Annotated in this window: 19 protein-coding genes; 12 read left to right on the top strand and 7 right to left on the bottom strand. The window is 66.7% G+C overall.

The features are described from left to right. The first annotated feature begins 10 nt into the window (after positions 1-10). Positions 11-601: a phosphoribosylglycinamide formyltransferase gene (purN, locus tag ACZ5XO_RS06795; RefSeq protein ID WP_464164509.1), complete on the top strand. Its 591-nt coding sequence runs from the start codon at positions 11-13 to the stop codon at positions 599-601. A gap of 121 nt (positions 602-722) precedes the next feature. Further along, a complete protein-coding gene (locus ACZ5XO_RS06790; protein ID WP_464164508.1) occupies positions 723-2777 on the top strand; it encodes a M13 family metallopeptidase in 2055 nt (684 codons plus the stop codon). A gap of 81 nt (positions 2778-2858) precedes the next feature. Here the strand turns inward: ACZ5XO_RS06790 and ACZ5XO_RS06785 are convergent, their stop codons facing one another. Both ACZ5XO_RS06785 and ndk read right to left on the bottom strand, forming a co-directional pair. Next, entirely contained in the window at positions 2859-3068 is a 210-nt protein-coding gene (locus ACZ5XO_RS06785; protein WP_464164507.1) for a hypothetical protein, read from the bottom strand. 147 nt (positions 3069-3215) lie between these two features. After that, on the bottom strand, positions 3216-3635 hold the full coding sequence (ndk, locus tag ACZ5XO_RS06780; protein ID WP_292082548.1) for a nucleoside-diphosphate kinase: 420 nt from the start codon (positions 3633-3635) through the stop codon (positions 3216-3218). A 105-nt stretch (positions 3636-3740) separates the two neighbouring features. On the opposite strand from ndk, the gene ACZ5XO_RS06775 reads away from it, so the two are divergent. Then, entirely contained in the window at positions 3741-5627 is a 1887-nt protein-coding gene (locus ACZ5XO_RS06775) for an ABC-F family ATP-binding cassette domain-containing protein (RefSeq protein WP_464164506.1), read from the top strand. After that, on the top strand, positions 5627-5869 hold the full coding sequence (locus ACZ5XO_RS06770; protein ID WP_464164505.1) for a DUF2164 family protein: 243 nt from the start codon (positions 5627-5629) through the stop codon (positions 5867-5869). The genes ACZ5XO_RS06775 and ACZ5XO_RS06770 overlap by 1 nt, the downstream gene beginning before the upstream one ends. A 6-nt stretch (positions 5870-5875) precedes the next feature. On the opposite strand, the gene ACZ5XO_RS06765 is transcribed toward ACZ5XO_RS06770, so the two are convergent. The 4 genes from ACZ5XO_RS06765 to ACZ5XO_RS06750 form a co-directional block, all read right to left on the bottom strand. Then, on the bottom strand, positions 5876-6169 hold the full coding sequence (locus ACZ5XO_RS06765; protein WP_464164504.1) for a hemolysin: 294 nt from the start codon (positions 6167-6169) through the stop codon (positions 5876-5878). Positions 6170-6190: 21 nt separating this feature from the next. Then, entirely contained in the window at positions 6191-6451 is a 261-nt protein-coding gene (locus tag ACZ5XO_RS06760) for a hypothetical protein (RefSeq protein ID WP_464164503.1), read from the bottom strand. A gap of 86 nt (positions 6452-6537) precedes the next feature. Beyond that, a complete protein-coding gene (locus ACZ5XO_RS06755; RefSeq protein WP_464164502.1) occupies positions 6538-6999 on the bottom strand; it encodes a DNA polymerase III subunit chi in 462 nt (153 codons plus the stop codon). A 27-nt stretch (positions 7000-7026) separates the two neighbouring features. After that, entirely contained in the window at positions 7027-8502 is a 1476-nt protein-coding gene (locus ACZ5XO_RS06750; RefSeq protein ID WP_464164501.1) for a leucyl aminopeptidase, read from the bottom strand. A gap of 156 nt (positions 8503-8658) precedes the next feature. Here ACZ5XO_RS06750 and ACZ5XO_RS06745 point away from each other — a divergent pair, with 156 nt between their 5' ends. The 8 genes from ACZ5XO_RS06745 to ACZ5XO_RS06710 all read left to right on the top strand — a co-directional run bounded on the left by ACZ5XO_RS06745 (position 8659) and on the right by ACZ5XO_RS06710 (position 19080). Further along, positions 8659-9792 (top strand): LptF/LptG family permease, encoded by a 1134-nt coding sequence (locus ACZ5XO_RS06745; protein ID WP_464164500.1) that lies wholly within the window; start codon positions 8659-8661, stop codon positions 9790-9792. Next, the gene (gene lptG, locus ACZ5XO_RS06740) at positions 9789-10892 is read left to right on the top strand and encodes an LPS export ABC transporter permease LptG (RefSeq protein ID WP_464164499.1); all 1104 of its coding nucleotides are present in this window, start codon (positions 9789-9791) and stop codon (positions 10890-10892) included. Before ACZ5XO_RS06745 ends, lptG begins: the two co-directional genes overlap by 4 nt. 73 nt (positions 10893-10965) lie before the next feature. Beyond that, a complete protein-coding gene (locus ACZ5XO_RS06735; protein WP_464164498.1) occupies positions 10966-13407 on the top strand; it encodes an LPS-assembly protein LptD in 2442 nt (813 codons plus the stop codon). A 95-nt stretch (positions 13408-13502) separates the two neighbouring features. Beyond that, positions 13503-14858 (top strand): peptidylprolyl isomerase, encoded by a 1356-nt coding sequence (locus tag ACZ5XO_RS06730; RefSeq protein WP_464164497.1) that lies wholly within the window; start codon positions 13503-13505, stop codon positions 14856-14858. Continuing rightward, the gene (gene pdxA, locus ACZ5XO_RS06725; RefSeq protein ID WP_464164496.1) at positions 14858-15874 is read left to right on the top strand and encodes a 4-hydroxythreonine-4-phosphate dehydrogenase PdxA; all 1017 of its coding nucleotides are present in this window, start codon (positions 14858-14860) and stop codon (positions 15872-15874) included. Before ACZ5XO_RS06730 ends, pdxA begins: the two co-directional genes overlap by 1 nt. A gap of 149 nt (positions 15875-16023) precedes the next feature. After that, the gene (gene rsmA / locus ACZ5XO_RS06720; protein ID WP_464164495.1) at positions 16024-16836 is read left to right on the top strand and encodes a 16S rRNA (adenine(1518)-N(6)/adenine(1519)-N(6))-dimethyltransferase RsmA; all 813 of its coding nucleotides are present in this window, start codon (positions 16024-16026) and stop codon (positions 16834-16836) included. 9 nt (positions 16837-16845) lie between these two features. After that, a complete protein-coding gene (locus ACZ5XO_RS06715) occupies positions 16846-18003 on the top strand; it encodes a pyridoxal phosphate-dependent aminotransferase (protein WP_464164494.1) in 1158 nt (385 codons plus the stop codon). A gap of 36 nt (positions 18004-18039) precedes the next feature. Then, on the top strand, positions 18040-19080 hold the full coding sequence (locus tag ACZ5XO_RS06710; protein WP_464164493.1) for a L,D-transpeptidase family protein: 1041 nt from the start codon (positions 18040-18042) through the stop codon (positions 19078-19080). On the opposite strand, the gene ACZ5XO_RS06705 is transcribed toward ACZ5XO_RS06710, so the two are convergent. Beyond that, on the bottom strand, positions 19077-19529 hold the full coding sequence (locus ACZ5XO_RS06705) for a nucleoside deaminase (protein WP_464164492.1): 453 nt from the start codon (positions 19527-19529) through the stop codon (positions 19077-19079). The two genes, ACZ5XO_RS06710 and ACZ5XO_RS06705, sit on opposite strands and share 4 nt — an antisense overlap. Positions 19530-19532 lie beyond the last annotated feature (3 nt).

Here is a 19532-nt window from a genome sequence, read left to right as displayed (position 1 = left end):
GAGCCGTTCCATGACTGAAAACCGCAAGCCCAAGACGCGCGTGGCGGTGCTGATCTCCGGCTCCGGGTCGAACATGGCCTCGCTGATCGCCGCCGGTCAGACGGCTGACGCGCCCTATGAGGTCGTGGCCGTCGTGTCCAACGTCGCGGACGTGGCAGGGCTGGACAAGGCGCGTGCCGCCGGGGTCGAAGCCCTGACGGTCGAGCACAAGGCGTTCGGCAAGGACCGTGAGGCGCATGAGCGCGCCATCGACGCCCTGCTGATCGAACATGAGGTCGAGGTCATCGCCCTGGCCGGCTACATGCGCCTGCTGACCCCCTGGCTAGTGCAGAAATGGGCGGGGCGGATGCTGAACATCCACCCGTCGCTGCTGCCGCTCTATCCCGGCCTGAACACCCACGCCCGCGCCATCGAGGCCGGCGACCTTGAGGCGGGCTGCACCGTCCACGTGGTCACCGAAGGCGTCGACGAAGGCCCCATTCTGGGTCAAGCCCGCGTGCCGATCCTGCCGGGCGACACCCCCGACATCCTGGCCGAACGCGTCAAGACGGCGGAGCACAGCCTGTATCCGCAGACGCTGACGGCCTTCGTCAGCCGCTGAACCGCAGCGAACCTTAACGATTTTTAATGCGACAGGGCGTCGCAGGGGGGAGCAGTTTCCCCGCGAACGATCGGACCAGTTCTGCTGGCGACCGCTCGCTGTTTCCACATGGGAAGACCCGATGTCCAAGACTCGCCTGATGGGCGCCGCCGGCCTGGCGCTCGCCTTCGCGCTCTCCGCTCAAGCCGCCTCGGCCCAGAACGCCCACGCCGGCCACACCGCCGCCGCGCCGCAGATCCATCCCTGGGGCTTCGACCTGAACGGTCGCGATCTGGCGGTGAAGCCGGGCGACGACTTCAACGAGTACGCCAACGGAACCTATCTCAAGAACACCGAGATTCCCTCGGACAAAGCCCGTTTCGGCCCGTTCGACGTTCTGTATGAAAACGCCCAGAGCCAGCTGAAATCAATCATCGAGGCCAGCGCCGCCAACCCGACCAACGCCAATGCGCAGAAGGTCGGCGCCCTCTACGCCAGCTTCATGGACGAGGCCCGCGTCAACCAGCTGGGCGCCCAGCCTCTGGCCGCCGATCTGGCCGCCGTTCGCGCCGTGACGGACCACAGCGGCATGGCCCGTCTGATGGGCGAAAGCCACGCCGGCTTCGGCGGCTCCCTGTTCGGCGTCGACGTGTTCGAGGACCTGCAGAACCCCAATCTCAACTCGGCCTATATGGGCCAGGGCGGCCTCGGCCTGCCCGACCGCGACTACTACCTGAAGGCCGACTTCGCGCCTCAGCGTGAAGCCTATGTCGCCTATATCACCCGCGCTCTGACGGCCGCCGGCTGGTCGAACCCGGCCCAGGCCGCCGCCGACATCCTGGCCTTCGAAACCAAGGTCGCTGAAAAGCACTGGACCACGGTCGAACGCCGCCAGATCGACAAGATCTACAATCCGGCCCCGACCGCCGATCTGGCCAGGCTGGCCCCCGGCTTTGACTGGGCCGCCTTCCTGCAAGGCGCCCAGATCAGCAGCGTGCCGACCATCGTCCTGATGGAAAACACGGCCATCCCGGGCATCGCCCAGGTCTTCGCCGAGACCTCGCTGGACACGCTGAAGGCCTGGGAGGCCTTCCAGATCGTCGATCAGGCCGGCCCCTATCTGTCCGACGCCTTCGTGAACTCGCGCTTTGAGTTCCGTGGCAAGACCCTGCGCGGCCAGCCTGAAAACCGTCCGCGCTGGAACCGCGGCGTAGCCCTGGTCGACGGCCAGCTGGGCGAGGTGCTCGGTCAGGAATATGTCCGCCTGCACTTCCCCGCCTCGTCCAAGACCCAGATGGAGGCCCTGGTCGCCAACCTCAGCGCCGCCATGACCGAGCGCCTGAAAAATCTGGACTGGATGAGCGAGCCGACGCGCGAGCAGGCCCTGCTCAAGATGTCCAAGTTCGGCGTGAAGATCGGCTACCCCGAGAAATGGCGCAGCTATGACGGTCTGGAACTGTCGGCCGATGACCTCTACGGCAACGTGGAGCGCGCTTCGGCCTTCGACTGGGCCTGGAAACGCGGCAAGATCGGCCAGCCCGTCGATCCGCTGGAATGGGGTATGACGCCCCAGACGGTGAACGCCTATTACAATCCGCCGCGCAACGAGATCGTCTTCCCGGCCGCCATCCTGCAGCCGCCCTTCTTCGATCCGAACGCAGATGCAGCCGTGAACTACGGCGGAATCGGCGCCGTCATCGGCCACGAGATCACCCACGGCTTCGACGATCAGGGCCGCAAGTCGGACGCGAACGGCGTCCTGCGCGACTGGTGGACGCCCGAAGACGCCGCCCGCTTCGAGGAACGCGCCAAGGTCCTGGGCGCCATCTACGACGCCCAGCAGCCCATTCCCGGCACCCACATCAACGGCGACCTGACCATGGGCGAGAACATCGCCGACCTGGGCGGTCTGCTGATGGCGTTGGACGCCTATCACCGCAGCCTGAACGGCCAGCCGGCCCCGGTCATCGACGGTCTGACCGGTGAGCAGCGCGTCTTCCTCGGCTGGGCCCAGGTCTGGCGCGAGAAGTCGCGTGAGGCGGCCCTGAAGGAGCAACTGACGACGGACCCGCACTCGCCGGGCGCCGCGCGCGCTTCGACCCCGCCGCGCAATATCGACGCCTGGTACGCGGCCTTCGGCGTGACCCCGGATCAGGCGCAATACATCGCCCCGGAAGGCCGCGCCCGCATCTGGTAAGCGGCGCGTCCCGGTCGAACACGAAAACGGCGTCAGCCTTGCAGCTGACGCCGTTCTTGTATCCGGAAGACCCGGATGAAATCAGTTCGGCTTCTTGGGCGTGGTCACAGCGCCCGCCACCGCGCCGATAGCGGCGCCGGCGACCGTCGCGCCCGTATTGCCGCCGATAGCCTGACCGGCGACCGCGCCGCCGATTGCGCCTGACGCCGCGCGTTGTTCCGTGGTGGTGCCGCAGGCGGCCAGCAGGCCTACGACGCCCAGAACAGGAGCCAGTTTGAGGATCGTCTTCATGGCGGTCTTCCCTTGATGGCTGAACAGGTAACAGGACCGTGAAAACGAAACGGCCCGCCTCCGGTTCCGGAAGCGGGCCGTCTTTATGCGCTTGTCAGGCTGCGTCGGGTCGAAAAGGCGAAGCCCTTTGACCGCAGCCCAAAGCCCTTAGCCAACGATGTCGGCGTCGGTGAAGAACTGGGCGATTTCGATGCCGGCGTTTTCCAGCGAGTCCGAACCGTGAACCGAGTTCTCGCCGATCGACAGGGCGAACAGCTTGCGGATGGTGCCTTCAGCGGCGTCGTTCGGGTTGGTCGCGCCCATGACTTCGCGGTACTTGGCGACGGCGTTGTCGCCTTCCAGCACCTGAACGACGACCGGCTCGGCGATCATCTGGCCGACCAGTTCGCCGTAGAAGGGACGCTCGGCGTGCACTTCGTAGAACTTCTTGGCCTGGGCTTCGGTCAGCTTGATGCGGCGTTGACCGACGATGCGCAGGCCGGCGCCTTCGATCACGGCGTTGATGGCGCCCGTCAGGTTGCGGCGCGTGGCGTCGGGCTTGATGATCGAGAAGGTACGTTCGGTCATGGGAAGTGACTTCTTGTTTGGGAGTTTGAGGGTCGGCGGCTTATAGCGAGCGCCACTCATCTTTCCAATATCCCCCGCGCGTAAGCCTTTTTTCTCCCGGTTCCGATGCTGCAGATCAAAAACCTGACCTACAACGCCTGGGGCCGCGAGTTCCTGGACGACGCCTCCGTCAGCCTGCCGCCGGGCTCCAAGGTCGGTCTGGTCGGCCGCAACGGCATCGGCAAGTCGACCCTGTTCAAGCTGATCCTGGGCGAACTGGCCGCCAACGGCGACGAAATCTCCCTGCCCAAGACCGCGCGCATCGGCTCGGTGGATCAGGAACACCCCGCCACGCCGGTCAGCGTTCTGGACACGATTCTGGAAGCTGATGTCGAGCGCCACGACCTGCTGACCCGGCTGGAGACCGCCGAGCCGGAGGAAATGGGCGAAATCTGGGGTCGCCTGATCGAGATCGACGCCGACAGCGCCCCGTCGCGCGCTTCGGAAATCCTGGTCGGCCTGGGCTTCAGCCAGGATGACATGCAGCGCCCGATGGCCGAGTTCTCGGGCGGCTGGCGGATGCGCGTAGCCCTGGCCGCCGCCCTGTTCGCCGAGCCGGACATGCTGCTGCTGGACGAACCGACCAACTACCTCGACCTGGAAGGCGCCCTGTGGCTGGAGCAACGGCTGAAGCGCTATCCGCACACGGCCCTGATCATCAGCCACGACCGCGAGCTGCTGAACGGCGTCTGCACCCACATCCTGCAGCTGTCGAACCGCAAGCTGGACCTCTACACCGGCAACTACGACACCTTCGAGAAGACACGGGCCGAGAAGCTGCGCCTGATGGAGGCCAACAAGTCCAAGCAGGACGCCGAGCGCGCCCACCTGCAGAAGTTCATCGACCGCTTCAAGGCCAAGGCGTCGAAGGCGACGCAGGCCCAGTCGCGCGTCAAGCGGCTGGAGAAGATGCAGCGCATCGAACTGCCGCCGGAAGAGCGCGTCGCCCCCTTCACCCTGCCCTCGCCGGAGCGCCCCCTGCCCCCGCCGCTGATCCGGCTGGAGAAGGCCAACGTCGGCTATGAGCCGGGCAAGCCCATCCTGAAGAACCTGAACCTGCGGATGGACCTGGACGACCGCATCGGTCTGCTGGGCGTCAACGGGGCGGGCAAGTCGACCTTCGCCAAGCTGATCGCCAAGGCCCTGACCATCGAGACGGGCGAGTTCCACCGTGACGGCAAGATGCGCGTGGGCTGGTTCCACCAGCACCAGATCGAGGCGATGGACCCGACCGACACGCCGCTTGAGATCATCCGCCGCGCCATGCCCGACGCCTCGGAGAGCAGCCGTCGTTCGCGCTTGGCCCAGTTCGGCCTGCCGTTCGAGAAACAGGAGACCACCGTCGGCTCCCTGTCGGGCGGCGAGCGGGCGCGCCTGCTGCTGAATCTGGTGGCGATGGATGCGCCGCACATCCTGATCCTCGACGAACCGACCAACCACCTGGACATCGACAGCCGCCGCGCCCTGCTGGACGCGCTGAACGAATATACGGGCGCGGTCATCCTGATCACCCACGACCGCTCGCTGATGGAGCTGGTGGCCGACCGCCTGTGGCTGGCCGCCGACGGCTCGGTGAAGCCGTTCGACGGCGACATGGACGACTATCAGAAGTTCGTCCTCGACCGCGCCAAACAGGCCGGCATGAAGCCCAGCCAGGTCAAGCACGAGGAGGCCGCCGCCGAGGCCCCGGAGCCCGCCGCCGCGCCCAAAGCCGAAAAGAAGAAGGGACCGTCTCCGTCCACGCTGCGTCACGCAGTGAAGAAGGCCGAGGATCGGATGGCTCAGTTGACGGCCGATCTGGCGCGTCTGGACGACGATCTGGCCAACGCCGCCGTCAATGATCCGAAGAAGCTGGAAGGCCTGACGCGCGCCCGCGCCAAGGCCCAGGCCGATCTGGATCAGGCCGAGGCCGACTGGATCGCCGCTGAAGAAGCCCTGGCCGAGGTCGCATGATGAGCAAGACGCCGCCCCTGCTGTCCAAGGACGAGATGCAGGAGGCGGCCGCTCGTCTGCGCGCCTACCTGCACGACGAGATGGAGGTGGAGGTCGGACAGCTTCCCGCCGAAATGCTGGTCGAGTTCATCGGCCGGGACATCGGCCGGCTGTTCTACAATCGCGGCCTGCGCGACGCCGAGACCGTGGTGCGCCAGAAGGTAGAGGACGTCGCCGACGCCCTCTACGGCCTGGAGCGCTGAGCCTGATCAGCCGCAGCTGACGCGCGTCACGATGTCGGTCTTGTCGTCGTAGGTGAAGGTCACGCGATTATCGCGATAGTCCATCGTCGCGGCGCAGGTGCTGCAAAGGACGCGGAAGATGCGGCCGCGCGGCGCGTCTGCGGGAATGGTCGAGCGATTGCGGCCGACATATTCCTGATAGTCTCCGGCCTTGCAGGCGACAGGAGCGGCTTCGCCGCCTGAGCCGGCCTCTTGCGTCGGCGCGCAGGCTGAAAGCGCCACCGCGCCCGCGAAAGCCGTGAGCATCAGAATCGTCTTCATGGCGTCTCTTTCTGTTGTGGCCTAGCCGCAGCTCACGCGCTCGACGATGCCGGTTTGCTGATTGTAGAAAATATTCAATCGGTAAGGCGAATAATCTTCAGTCACAGGACAGGTGGTGCAGGCGACGCGACGGTTCACCACATCGACCGGAACGGGTATCTCGCTGCGCGGTTTCCCGACAAGCCATTGAAGCTGGCCTGCCTTGCACATGTCCGCATCGACCGCGCTCACGCCGGGCTCGGACAAATAGGGGCGTTCGGTCGAAGAGGCCGCCGGGGTCATCGTCGGCCCACTGGTCCGTCCAGGCTGAGACGACGACGGCGGAGACGCACAGGCCGAAAGGGCGAACAGGCCCGCGCCCAACAGGATCAGGCCGCCTTTTCCCAGCGCCCTTCGTCCGATTGTTTCCAATAGGCCAGATCCGCGCCGTCCGCCTTCAGCGTCCGCCAGCGCCCGCGCGCATGATTCAGCGCCTGCTCGTCCCGACCGTCGAAGATGATGAAGCAACGTGCGAACTCCTGCGTGGCCCCAAGGTCTGAATCATCGACGATGAACAGGGCCTGAGCGCCATTCAGATTCTCACCCGATTCGGACAGGAGCACAGGCTGGCGGGCGGCGTGATCGCCATCGGCCCGCCCATGGGGCAGGAAGCTGTCGTCGCGATAGGTCCACAACAGCTCGTCGATATCGTCGAGCCGATGCGAGGTCGCCCCCCGGATCAGGGCGCGCCAGCCCCGCTGAAGCGTTCGCTCCAGCAGGGTCGGCAGCACCTGGTCCAGCGTCGATCGCTCCAGGTGGTAGAACCAGATTTCCGGCTTGGCGTCAGACACCCGGCCCTACCCTCTGAAGACGTCGGATCAGGCTTCGTACTTGTCGGCGACCATGCGGTCCAGCAGACGCACGCCATAGCCCACGGCGCCGTCCGGCACGGTCGGGTTGCGACTGTCCTTGACCCAGGCGGTCGGGGCGATGTCGATGTGCGCCCACGGCACGCCGTTGGTGAAGCGCTGCAGGAACAGGGCGGCGGTGATCGAACCGCCGGCGCGGCCATTGCCGGTGTTCTTCACATCCGCGATCGGGCTGTCGATGTGACGCTCATACTGGGTCGGGATCGGCATGCGCCAAACGTTCTCGCCGACCTTGGGACCCGCGGCCAGGATGCCGTTCGCCAGGTCGTCGTTGTTCGAGAAGACGCCGGCGTATTCGAGGCCCAGCGAGATGATCATGGCGCCCGTCAGGGTGGCCAGGTCGATCATGAACTTCGGTTTGAAGCGCTCCTGCGTATACCAGAGGGCGTCGGCCAGAACGAGGCGTCCCTCGGCGTCGGTGTTCAGGATCTCGACCGTCTGACCCGACATGGACACGACCACGTCGCCCGGACGCTGGGCCTTGCCGTCAGGCATGTTCTCGACCAGGCCGAGGACGCCGACCGCGTTGACCTTGGCCTTGCGGCCCGCCAGGGCGTGCATCAGACCGGCCACGGCGGCGGCGCCGCCCATGTCCCATTTCATCTCTTCCATGCCGTCGGCAGGCTTCAGGCTGATGCCGCCGGTGTCGAAGCAGACGCCCTTGCCGACGAAGGCGATGGGGGCCTCGCCCGCCTTGCCGCCGTTCCACTGGATGACGGCCAGCTGGCTTTCACGCTCCGAGCCCAGGCCGACGCCCAGCAGGGTGTGCATGCCCAGCTTTTCCATCTCGGCTTCGCCCAGGATCTCGACCTTGGCGCCCAGGGCTTCCAGTTCCTTGACGCGGCGCGCGAACTCGGCCGGATAAAGAACGTTGGCGGGCTCCGCGACCAGGTCACGCGAGAACAGGACGGCGTCGGCCACGGCCGACAACGGCTGGAAGGCGGCTTCAGCGGCCTTCACGTCCGAGGTGACGACGCGAACCGTCGTGACCGACGGGATCTTGTCGGCCTTCTGCTTGGTCAGGTATTTTGCGAAACGATAGGCGGCCAGACGCACGGCGAAGCCGACGCGAGCAGCCTGCTCGATCGTCAGGTGAGCGGCGTCGATGGTCAGGACTTCGGCGCCCGACAGCTTGGCGGCGTGATAGGCGGCGGCGGCGGCGGTTTCGACCGCCAGATCGTCAAACTTGTCGGCGGCGCCCGCACCGACCAGCAGCACCGAATTGGCGTCCACGCCCGCCGGGGCCGCAACCGTCAGATTGCTGTTGGCGGCGCCGGTGAAACGGCTGTTGGCCATGGCCTTGGTCAGGGCGCCCGAGGCTGCGGCGTCCAGGGCGGAGCCCGTTCCGGCCAGGGCGCGTCCATCGTGAACCAGAACGGCAAGGATTTGAGCGGCGCTGGGGGAAGCGACGAACTCGATTTTCATGAAACCTACTCCAGGCCGAGGTTCTGTGCCCCGGTCGTGCTTGAATCAGACATAACGCAGCGGCTGTTTCACCGTCGCGTTGGGATGTGTATTACATGGCCCGCATCGCTCGCGGCTGCAACCAAGTCGCTCCTCGAAACACTTCCTTTCCCGACCATGACGCTGATTCAGGGCTATCTTTTCCGCCAGATCGGCCTGCCCGTCGTGGCGGCGTGCGCGGCCCTGGCCGGAATCGGCCTGCTGAGCCAGAGCCTCGACCAGCTTGAGGTCATCGTCGAGCGCGGCCAGAGCGTCTGGGTCATGGCCAAGCTGACGCTGCTGGCCCTGCCCCAGTTGATCGCCGTCATCCTGCCTATCGGCCTGTTCGTCGGCGCCCTGATCGCCTTGACGCGACTGCAGCGCGAACAGGAGCTGACCGCCGCCTACGCCGCCGGCGTCAGCCGCTGGTCCTTGATCCGTCCCGCCATCCAGATCGCCGCCATCGTGGCCGTGATCGCCCTGATCACCAACGTCTTTGTCCAGCCCTGGGCTCAACGCGAAGCCCGTCGACAAGCCTTCGCCATCCGCACAGACTTGGCCGCCCTGCTGGTCGAGGAAGGCCGCTTTGTGCAAGGTCCCGACGGCCTGACCGTCTACGTGCAGCAGATCGAGCAGAACGGCCTGCTGAAGAACCTGTTCGTCTATCTGGACAACGGCAAGACGGTGACGACCTGGGACGCCGAAACGGCTCGCTTCGGCCGCATCGACGGGGTGCCGATCCTGACCATGCAAAACGGGTCGATGCAGCGCTATTCGTCGCGCGACGTGCTGAACCAGCTGTCCTTTGATCAGCAAGTCTTTGACCTGTCGCCTTACGCCACGACCAACGAGCGCATCCGTTTCAAGCCCTCCGACCTATGGCTCACCGAGTTGATCGACCCCACCCCCGCCCAGTTGGAGAGCGCCGGCTCGCGCGGAGAGTTGCTAGCCGAGGCCCATTCGCGTCTGTCGTCGCCTCTCTACGCCCTGGCCGCGATGGCTCTGGCGTTGACCGCCATCCTGGGCGGTTCGTTCAGCCGCACCGGCTATAGCGGACGCATCGCCAAGGCGGCGGGCGTCTTCCTGGTGGTGCGTGTGGTCGGTTACGGTCTGGTCGCAGCCAGCGCCTGGAACGGCGCATTGAACCTGTTGCAATACCTGCTGCCGCTGGCGACCTGTTTCGTGGCCCTGCGACTGCTGTTCCGCGCGCTGAAACCGCGTCGTCGGCGTGTGTGGGCGCCCTATGAACGTTTCAAGGCGAGGTTCGCATGAGGATTCGCCTGGGGCGCATCGAGCGCTACGTCCTGATCCAGCAGCTTCGCGCCCTGGCGGTCGCCCTGGCCGTCATCTCGGCGCTGGTGATGCTGATCGACTTTGTCGAAGTGTCGCGCGGCCTCAACTCGTCCGGCGAATTGTCCGGCGCGCGCATCTTCGGACTGGTGCTGCTGAAGTCGCCGACCGTCATCATCCAGTTGCTGCCCTTCGTCTTCCTTTTCGGCACGCTGGCGGCCTTTGTGAGCCTGAACCGTCGCAGCGAACTGATCGCCATGCGCGCGGCGGGAATATCCGCCTGGCGCTTCGTCCTGCCCGCCGCAGCCGCCGCCCTCTTGCTGGGCATCGTCAGCGTGACCGTGTTCGGCCCCATGGCCGCCGCAGGCGACGGACTGTGGCAGCGCGAGCGTGGTCGGATCTCCGGCTCGACACCAGGCGCAGACGCTCAACAGGCGGTCTGGCTACGCGAGGGCGACGCCGCGCGACAGATGATCATTCGCGGCGGACAACAGGACCCGGCCAGCGGCCGCCTGCTCGACGCCAGTTTCTTCATCTACACGACCAAGCCCGACGGCCACCGGGTCTTCAGCGAGCGGATCGACGCCACCACCGCCTCCCTTACGGCCGGCCGCTGGCGTCTGACCAATGCAACCGGCGCACAGACCGGCCAGCGCGCCGTGCGCTACGCCACGCTCGACCTGCCCTCCAATCTGGCGGATGAAGAAGCCTTCCAACGTTTTGCGCGTCCGCAGTCCACGCCCTTCTGGTCCCTGCCCAACCAGATTCAGCGAATCGAGGACGCCGGTTTCGCCTCGACCGCCTATCGCCTGCGTCTGCAGCAGTTGCTGGCCACCCCGCTGATGTTCGCCGCCATGTCCATTCTGGCGGCCGCCTTCTCACTGCGCCTGATGCGCCTGGGCGACCTGGCCAAGATGACCGTAGCCGCCGTGGTCTTGGGTTTCGCCTTCTTCTTCGTGAACCAGTTTTCGTCCGCTATGGGATCGGCCGAGGTGGTGCCGCCCTTCCTCGCGGCCTGGTTGCCGCCGGTATTGACGGCCCTCGCCGCCTTTACCTTGCTGTTCTATACCGAAGACGGCTAATCGGACGGTTTCCGGTCGCCCGGCAATGAGTGGATTCCGCATGAGTGATCGTCGCACTTCCCGAGAGGGAGCCTTGCGCGTCCGGCTCCTGGCCGGCGCGGCCCTGATCGCGTGCATGCCCGCCCTGCCGACACTGGCTCAGGAAGCGCCGCCGCCGGCGCAAACGCCGCCCTCCCCTCCAAGCTCCGGCGCGCCCTCTGCAGACGGCCTGACGCCCGACGGACTCTATGTGAGCGCTGACGCCGCCCGACGCGAAGGCGACGTCGTGACCGCCAGCGGGACAGCCGATGCGCGCGTTTTCGCCCGAACGCGCGACCACAGCATCCGCGCCGAGGAAGTCGCTTACGATCTGAAGAGCGGTGTCGCGACCGCGTCAGGCCACGCGGAAGTCGTGGCGCCTGACGGCTCCGTGCTCCATGCCAGCCGTGTTGAACTGGATTCAGATTTCAGGGCCGGCGTGGCGGTCGATCTGGCGATGCGCCTGGCGAATGGCGCCAGCCTGATGGCGGCCACGGCGGTCCGTCGCTCAGAGAACGTCAGCGAACTGAACCGCGTCATCTTCACGCCTTGTCCGATCTGCGACGTCGACGGCCCCAAACAGCCCAGCGTTTCCATCGAGGCGGACAAGGCCGTTCAGGATCAGGATTTGCGCGCCATCCTGTATCGCAATGTCGTCTTCCGCGTCGGCGGCGTTCCGGTCTTCTATCTGCCGGCCTTCGCTCATCCCGATCCCAGCGTCGATCGCGCCTCCGGCTTCCTGATCCCTCGCGTGGACTGGGACGAAGGCCGAGGCGGCTCGGTCGAAATTCCCTATCTGCTGGTCGTGTCGCCGTCCGAGGACTGGCTGTTCAGTCCGCAGATCAACACCAAGGTCGCCCCCCTGCTGAACCTGCAATGGCGACGCCGGTTCGACAACGGGACCATCGTCGCGCGCGGCGGCTACACCTATGGCCGCAGTTTCGGCGATTTCGATCTGGACGGCGACGGCGACACCGAAAGCAACGTCCGCTTCGGCGACCGCACCAGCCGCAGCTACCTGCTGGCCCACGGCAGGTTCGATCCAGAGGGCCCCTGGCGCTTTGGCTTCACCGCCGAACGTGTGTCCGACAAGACCCTGTTCGACCGCTATGACGTCAGTTCGCCCTATCAGGACAACGGCCTCTATTACGGGGATCGCCGTCGCCTGATCAGCCAGGTCTATGCCGAGCGCCAGACCGAACGGTCCTACCTGTCGGTGGCCGCCTTCTCGATCCAGAGCCTTCGTCTCGATCCCCGCTATTCGGCGACCGACTTCCGCGATCCTGATGGTTTCAAGGTCTTCGAGCGCGAAAACACCCTGCCGCTGGTCGCCCCCATCGTGGATGCGCGCTGGGAGCCTGAAAGCCCTGTATTCGGCGGTCGTCTGCGTCTGCGCGGCTCGGCGGTCGCCCTGACCCGCGACGCCTATGTCGGCTTCCCTACCCTGAGGCCTGAACTGATTCCCCCGCCGCCGACCGACGGTCTGCCCGGCGTGGACAGTCGCCGCATCACCGGACAGGTGGACTGGCGCCGCACCTTCATCTCGCCTTCCGGCCTGCGATGGGAGCCGTTCGTGGACGGCCGTCTGGACGTCTATTCAGTGGACGACCTGCCGCCGATGCTCGGCAAGACATCCGATGTTCTTTCCAGGGGACGGGCCAGTGTCGGCGTCGATGTAAGCTATCCCCTGTACAAACGCCTCAGCGCCAGCTCCGATCTGGTGCTGGAGCCGATGGCTCAACTGTCAGCCTCGACCGACGCCGATCTGGACCCGCGCATCCCCAACGAGGACAGCCAGACTCTGGAGCTGGACGAGACGTCGCTGTTCCGCATGGACCGCTTCCCGGGTTACGATCTCATGGAAGGCGGCCTGCGTTTCACCGCCGGCGCGCGCGCCACGCTTCGCTGGGACGACGTGCGTTCGGCCAGCCTGTTTATCGGTCGTTCCATGCGCGCCGACGATCAGCGCGAATTCCTGACGCCCATCCCGGACGTCCCCGCCCAACTCTATGACCCTTCGGGCGTGGCGTCCCGGACATCCGATTGGGTGGTTCAGGCGACCTTCTCGCCGTCGGACCGCATTCGTGGCTGGTTCCACGCCACGGTCGATGGCGACGGCGAGATCCGCCGCGCCGAGACCACGATCGATGGCCGATGGGGACGCCGGAACCTGACCAGCATGAGCTACATCATCGACCGATCCAATCCGGTCAGCGGCCCCCTGAACCGCAACTATGAGTTCGTCCAGTTGTCGGGCCAACAGTTCATCCACGGAAACTGGGGTGTCGCGTTCAACGGCATCGCCGACCTGGAGCGTGACGTGATCACGCGCTCCGAAATCGGCCTGCTGTTCGACGATGACTGCTTCCGTTTCGAAATGGGTTGGCGGCGTGACAACACGACCGTGCGGCCCACCGGCCCCTCCGAGGGCGTCTATATCCGACTTAACCTCGCCACTTTTGGAGGTTCAGGCTATGATCGAAATGATATGCGGTAGGCATGGCGTGCAGGGGCGTGCGCTCCGTTGGATCCGGAGCGCCGGACGGCGTTGTCGGGATCAGGTCGAGACCGCTTAGGGAATCAGGACTGAATATGCGTTTGATGCGTTACACGACCGGCGTTGCGATGGCCGCGCTCATGGCCTGCACGACTGTCGGACAGTCCGTCGCCCAAACCGCACCGGCCCAGCCGGCGGGCGCCGCCGGCGTCCTGAACCCCGCCGCCGAGGAAGCGCCTCAACGCGCGGCTGCCTCGGCGCCGCAGTTCCGCATGTCGGACGGCATCATCGCGACGGTGAACGACCGGATCATCACCGGGTTCGATCTGCGTCAGCGGATGCTGGTTCTGATCGCCATGAGCCAGGTTCAGCCGACAGAAGAAAACCTGGGTGCCATCCAGCAGCAGGCTCTGAACGATCTGATCGAGCAGCACCTTCAGGCCGCTGAACTGAGCAAGTTCGAGCAACTTCAGATTTCCGACGCCGAGGTGGATCAGGAAATCGCCGGCATGGCGCGTGAAGCCGGAACGACGCCGGAAGGCTACCTCGCCTTCCTGGAACAGGGCGGCATCCGCACTCAGGCCTTCCGCGAACAGCTGCGCACTGAAATCGGTTGGCGCGATCTGGTCGGCGGCCGTTTCCGTGACCGCGCCAAGGTCACGCGCGGCCAGGTGGATCAGGCCATGCGCCAGATCGCTGAATCCGCCACCAAGCCCCAGTATCTGGTGGGGGAAATCTACATCGAGGCCAACCGCGTCGGCGGCATGCAGGAAGCCTTGAACGGCGCTCGCCAGCTGGTGCAGCAGATGGTTCAGGGCGCGCCCTTCATGGCTGTGGCTCGCCAGTTTTCGGCTGCCCCTTCCGCAGCGCGCGGCGGTGACGCCGGATGGGTGGTTCAGGGTTCGGTTCAGCCAGCCCTGCAGCAAGCCATGGAAACGCTGAATGTCGGGCAGCTGTCGAACCCCATTCCGGTCGATGGCGGCGTCTACATCCTCTACATGCGGGACAAGCGCTCGGGCGCAGCGACCAGTCTGGTTCAGATGAAGCAGGTCATGGTCGAACTGGCCGAAACCGCCAGCGAAGCCGAAGTCGCCGCCGCGACCCAGCGCCTCGAAGCCGTTCGTGGCGGCCTGACCTGCGACAACATCCTGGAACGCGCCCGCGCGGAACAAGGGCTGCTCGGCGCTGATCTAGGCGAAAGCGACGTCGCGAACCTGCTGCCCCAGTTCCAACAGGTGGCCCGTTCGGCTGATGTGGGCTCGATCAGCAGCGTCGTTCGCAGCCCCCTGGGCGTCCACCTGCTCGCCGTCTGCGGTCGCCGCCTCGGCGGTCCGGAAGCCCCCTCGGCCCAACAGGTCGAAGCCCGCCTGCAGAACCAGAACTACGCCATGCTGGGCCGTCGCTACCTGCGCGACCTGCGGGCTGACGCCCTCATCGAAATCAAGCAGTGATGACGGGTCGGCCGCTCATCGTCACGATGGGCGACCCCGCCGGCGTGGGGCCGGAGATCATCGCCAAGGCGTGGCCGATCCTGGCCACGTCGCCCGGCCCGCTGCCCCCCGTCACGCCCTTCGCCGTCATCGGCGACGCCGACGTTCTGAGCGCCCAGGGCGCCCCGGTTGAACAAATCTTCAGCCCAGCGGATGCTCGCAGCGTCTTCGGCCGCGCCATCCCGGTCCTGCATCACCCCGCGCCGGCGCCGGTCACGCCGGGCCAGCCTGATCCGCGTAACGCCCCCGCCGTCGCGGACTGGATCGAGCGCGCGGTCGATCTGGTCATCTCTGGCGAAGGCTCTGGCGTTGTCACCGCCCCCATCGCCAAGGCGCCCATGTACGCCTCGGGCTTCCGCTTCCCGGGCCACACCGAGTTCATCGCCGAACTGACCGCCGACATGCCCTTCAACGGCACGCGCGGTCCGGTCATGATGCTGACGGCCAAGGACCTGCGCGCCTGTCTGGTGACCATCCACGTCGCCATCGACCAGTTGCCCGAACTGGTGACGGCGGACCGCGTCATGCGCGTCGCCCGCGTCGTCCACGAATCGATGAAGCGCGATTTCGGCATCACCGCGCCGCGCCTGGCCATGGCCGCCCTCAACCCCCATGCAGGCGAAGGCGGGTCGATCGGCCTGCAGGAAGTCGAGGTCCTGCGTCCCGCCGCCGCCGCCCTGCGCGCCGAGGGGATCAACATCACCGATCCCCTGCCCGCCGACACCCTGTTCCACGACGAGGCTCGCGCCCGTTATGACGCAACCGTCTGTCTCTATCACGATCAGGCCCTGATCCCGGTCAAGACGCTGGACTTCTGGGGCGGGGTCAACGCCACCCTGGGCCTGCCCATCGTCCGCACCTCGCCCGACCACGGCACCGGCTTCGACATCGCCGGCAAGGGGATCGCCCGCGCCGACAGCTTCATCGCCGCCGTGCGACTGGCTTCAGAGATGGCGGCGGCGCGCGCCACGCGGTGACATATTCCGCTCATCCCCGCGGAGGCGGGGACCCAGTGAGAGCCTCATTCGCTTAGTTCCGCCATTCCAGCGGACAAACCCGCGCCGTTTGAGTATGAAGCCCAAGCACTGGGTCCCCGCCTCCGCGGGGATGAGCGGATGGAGTTTCAGTGGCTGACGCCCTGCCGAGTTTACGCGAAACGCTCGACGCCCACGGCCTGCTGGCCAAGAAGAGCTTCGGCCAGCACTTCCTGCTGGACCTGAACGTCACGCGCAAGATCGTCCGCTACGCCGGTCCCTTCGAGGGTCGCGCGGTGATCGAGGTCGGCCCCGGCCCCGGCGGCCTGACCCGCGCCATCCTGGAAAGCGACGCCGGCAAGGTGGTGCTGGTCGAGAAGGACCCCCGCTTTATCCCCCTGCTCAGCGAACTGGACGACGGCACGGGCCGCCTGACCATCGTCGAAGGCGATGCGCTCAAGGTTCGCGAGGCGGAGCTGGTCGAAGGCCCGGCCCATCTGGTGTCGAACCTGCCCTACAACGTCGGCACCCCCCTGCTGATCAAGTGGCTGACCGGCCCTTGGCAGCCCTGCGCCCTGACCCTGATGTTCCAGAAGGAGGTGGCCGAGCGTGTCGTGGCCGGCCCCGGCGACGACGCCTATGGCCGTCTGGCCGTCATCACCCAGGCTGTGGCTGACGCCCGCATCGTCATGCACCTGCCCGCCGCCGCCTTCACCCCGCCGCCCAAGGTGGCCTCGGCGGTCGTGCATGTGGTCCCGCGCGCCGAACGCCCCTCGCCCGAGCGCCTGAAGAAGCTGGAACGCGTCACCGCCGCCGCCTTCGGCCAGCGCCGCAAGATGCTGCGCTCCAGCCTGAAACAGCTCGGCGGCGCCGCCCTGTGCGAAGCCGCCGGCATCGAACCCGACGCCCGCGCCGAAGTCATCGACATCGCAGGCTTCCTGCGCCTCGCCGACGCCCTTAAGTGATCGCGTGACATGACCGTTGAAATCGACCCCTTCCGCGCCATCAGCGTCAGCCGTCTGGCCCATGAACTGAAGGCACAGGGCCGCTCCATCATCCACATGGAATTCGGCCAGCCCTCGACCGGCGCGCCCACCGCCGCCATCGCCCAGGCCCACCAGATTCTGGACAGCGAGCCCGGCGGCTACTGGGAAAGCCCTTCCTTACGCGCCCGCATCGCCAAGCTGTACGACGACCGCTATGGCGTGACCGTCGATCCTGAGCGAGTGGTCATGACGGCGGGCGCCTCTCCCGCCCTGGTGCTGGCCCTGATGATGCGCTTCCAGCCCGGCGACCGCGTGGCCATCGCGCGGCCGGGCTATGTCGCCTATCGCAACACCCTGAAGGCCCTGCACATGGAGCCGGTCGAGATCGACTGCGGCCCCGAGGTGCGCTTCCAGCTGACCGCCGAGGCCCTGCGCGCCCTCGACCCGGCCCCCGCTGGCGTCATCATCGCCAGCCCGGCCAACCCGACCGGCACCATCATCCCCGAGGCCGAGCTCAAGGCCATCGCCGAGGTCTGCCGGGAGCGGAACATTTCTGTCATCTCGGACGAGATCTACCACGGCCTGTCCTATGTCGGCCCGACGCCGTCGATGCTGCAGTTCGAGCCCAAGGCCCTGATCGTCAACAGCTTCTCCAAATACTGGAGCATGGCGGGCTGGCGTCTGGGCTGGCTGATCTTGCCCGAGGCCGAGGTGCCGCAGGCCCGCGCCCGCGTCGGCAACATGTTCCTGACGCCCGCCACGCTCAGCCAGCACGCCGGCCTCGTCGCCATGGACGAGGCGGAGGAGCTGGAGGCCAATATCGACGTCTATCGCGCCAACCGCGCTCTGATGCTCGACGCCCTGCCGGCCATGGGCCTGCGCTCCATCGCCCCGCCGGACGGCGCCTTCTACATCTACGCCGACATCGGCCATCTGACCGATGACAGCATCGGCTTCTGCGAGGCCCTGTTGCGCGAAACCGGGGTGGCCACCGCTCCCGGCGTAGACTTCGACCCGGTCAACGGCCACCGCTTCATCCGCTTCAGCTTCGCCGTCTCGACGGCGCAGGTCGAGGACGCGCTCAACCGCGTGAAGCCCTTCTTCGCGGCCAGAACAGCGGCCGCCGAGGAACGCCTCGGCGCCTAGAGGCGTTCGACAAGCCCCGAAACCTTCGGAGCTTTCATGCTGAAATCGCGTCTCGTCGCCTCCGTCGCCCTGCCCTTCGCCCTGGTCGCCTGCGGATCCCCCGCCGAGACGCCAAAGCCTGAAGCGCCGCCCGCGGTCTCGACAGCGCCCGCCCTGACGCGCGAGGCCATCGAGGCGGCGGTGTTCTCGATTGCCCCGCCGTCATCGACGAACGGCCAGACGACGCCTGCCGCGCCCGATCCGGCCGTCGCCCGCGCGCAAATCCTGCTGGACCGCGCCAACTTCTCGCCCGGCGTCATCGATGGCCTCGGCGGAGACAACACCCGTCAGGCCATCGCCGCCTTCGAGAAGTCCGTGGGCCTGCCCGAGGATGGCGTGCTGGACGCCGAGGTCTTCCACCGCCTGACCGCAGGCGACAACGGCAAGGTCATGGCCGACTACACCATCACCGCCGCCGACCTGACCGGCCCCTTCATCGGTCAGGTCCCGTCCGACCTTCAGGCCATGTCGAAGCTGGCGACGGTGGGCTACGCCACCACGCTGGAAGCCCTGGCCGAGAAGTTTCACATGACCGAGGGCCTGCTGCGCGCCCTCAACCCCGACGTCGATTTCGGCAAGGCGGGCCAGGCCATCATCGTCGCCGCCGTGGCTCAGACCGACCTGATCGCCGACGTGGCCCGGATCGTGGTGGACAAGACCGAACGCTCGGTCCGCGCCTATGACGCCAATGACCGGCTTCTGGCCTTCTACCCGGCCACCATCGGCAGTTCGGCCCGCCCCGCCCCGTCTGGCGACCTGAGCGTGGTCGGCGTCGCGCCCAAGCCCAACTACACCTACGATCCCGACCGGGTCAGCTATGACCGGGGCGACCGCAAGGTCATCGTGCCGCCGGGGCCGAACAATCCGGTCGGTTCGGTGTGGATCGACCTGTCGCGCGACACCTATGGGATTCACGGCACGCCGGACCCGTCCAAGGTCGGCAAGACCTTCTCCAGCGGCTGCGTGCGTCTGACCAACTGGGACGCCGAACAACTGGCGTCGCGGGTCAAGCCGGGCGTGCGCGTGGTGTTCCGCTAGGCCCCGTAAAGATCCGCCGCCGTTCGTCCCGGCACATCCAGTTGCGTCAGGGGCAGCGGCGACGGGTCCAGCGTCACGCCCAGCGCCTGATAGGCCGCCGTGCTGGCGAAGCCGAAGGGCTCGGCGTCGGCGTTGCTGAAGACGTAATAGACGGCGCTGACGCGCGTCATCACCGCCGCCGCCAGACACATGGGGCAAGGATGGCCGCTGGCGTAGAGGACGCTGCCCGACAGATCGACCGTGCCCAATGCGGGCCCTGCTTGGCGCAGGGCCTCCATCTCCGCGTGGGAACTGGGATCGCAGGTCGCCAGCATCCGGTTGACGCCGGTCGCCACGATCTCGCCGTCCCTGACCAGGACCGCGCCGAAGGGCCGCCCGCCCGCGCGGACGTTCTCCAGCGCCGGATCGACCGCCTGGGCCAGCCAGCGGCGGTGATCGGCGTCGCTCACGGT

This window comes from Brevundimonas sp. T2-11, assembly GCF_055397675.1.
Note: the sequence above shows the minus strand (reverse complement) of the source record. Positions and strands in the feature narration are given on the sequence as shown.